This is a genomic window from Pseudomonas sp. 21615526 (assembly GCF_013386245.1).
Lineage (GTDB): Bacteria > Pseudomonadota > Gammaproteobacteria > Pseudomonadales > Pseudomonadaceae > Aquipseudomonas.
Genome location: NZ_JACAOM010000188.1, coordinates 280 through 1,709, shown reverse-complemented (window position 1 = coordinate 1,709; position 1,430 = coordinate 280). Strand labels below are relative to the sequence as shown.

Sequence of the window (1,430 nt, the reverse complement as noted above, 5' to 3'; positions counted from 1 at the left end):
TTGGTCTGGTCGGCGATGCCGCGGATGGTCTGGACGATGGTGCCGATGATGTCCGACTGCTTGCTCACTGCGTCGATGCTCACGGCCGCTTCGTTAAGGTCACGGGAAATTTCTTCGATGATCTGCACGGTCTGCTGCACCACTTCCGAACCCTTGCGGGCGCAGGCGTCGTTTTGCACCGAGGTGGCGTGAGCCGAGTCGGCAGCCGTGCGCAAGGTGGTGACCTGGTCGGTGATGTCGCTGGCGAACTTCACCACTTTGTACAGGCGCCCGTTGGCATCGAAGATCGGGTTGTAGGAGGCTTCCAGGAACAGCGTTTGGCCGAATTTATCTTTGCGCTCAAAGCGGTGGGCGTGATATTCGCCGCGGTTGAGCGAGGCCCAGAATGCCTTGTAGGCCGGCGAATCGGTCTCACCGCGATGACAAAACAGACTGTGGTGCTGGCCGACGATTTCACTGAGGGAATACTTCACCGTCTTCAGGAAGTTGTCGTTGGCATTCAGAATCTGGCCTTGCGGGGTGAATTCAATGACCGCCATGGAGCGGCCGATGGCGTCGATCAGGCTCTGGTTTTCATGCTCGCGGTGAATCCGCGCCGAGATGTCCGAGGCCACCTTGATCACGCTTTGCACCTGGTTGTCGGCACCGATTACCGGCATGTAACTGGCCTCCAGCCACACTTCCTGACCATGCTTGTTCAACCGCATGAAGGTGCCACTGAGGGGCTCGCCCCGCGCCAGGTCGCGCCAGAGCTTGGCGTAGGCGTCGGTGTGGGTGTAGGCCTCTTCGCAGAAAATCCGGTGATGCTTGCCGCGAATTTCTTCGGCGCGGTAGCCCATGGTCTTGCAGAAATTTTCATTGGCATCCAGCACGATGCCGTCGCGATCAAACTCGATCATTGCCATGGAACGGCTGATGGCGGCCAATTTGGCTTTGGCTTCGGTAAGGGCGCAGGAGAAACGTTCGATTTCCAGCAGGTCGGATTTGTGTTGGCGGTTGAACATGTCAGATCACCCTTTATTTTCCCGACGCCCACGCGGGCGCATTCCATTCACGGTTTGAATCTTGATCGAAGACCTTTATGGGGAAACCTATCCGAAACGCTTTATATGCCGAGCGTCATCAACGGTTCTGGGTGAGCATAGACAGGCGTTGGCGCTATGCAAGGCCACTAGTCAGCCAGCATTTGCAACAAAGCATTAACCACTGCGGAGGGCGGTTGGTGGCGTGATGTCACCAACGCAAACTCGCGATGCACCGGCTCCGCCAGGGGCATGATGCGCAAGCCTTGGCGCTGGGCCGGCAGGGTCATCTCGGGCACCAGCGTCACTCCCACGCCTTCACGCACCAGGCTGAAAGCGCTGTTCCATTCGCGCACTTCCACCCGCACCTCGCGCAGCACCAGGCCGGCTTCCTGCGCCAGGCTGCGG

The 1,430-nt window shown here is 58.9% G+C and carries 2 protein-coding genes; both read right to left on the bottom strand.

The features are described from left to right. A partial coding sequence (locus HX786_RS30570; protein WP_178913034.1) for a PAS domain-containing methyl-accepting chemotaxis protein occupies nucleotides 1-1,004 on the bottom strand: 1,004 nt, incomplete at its 3' end. Nucleotides 1,005-1,171: 167 nt separating this feature from the next. Next, on the bottom strand, nucleotides 1,172-1,430 hold a 259-nt coding region (locus tag HX786_RS32110; protein WP_256735344.1), incomplete at its 5' end, for a LysR family transcriptional regulator substrate-binding protein.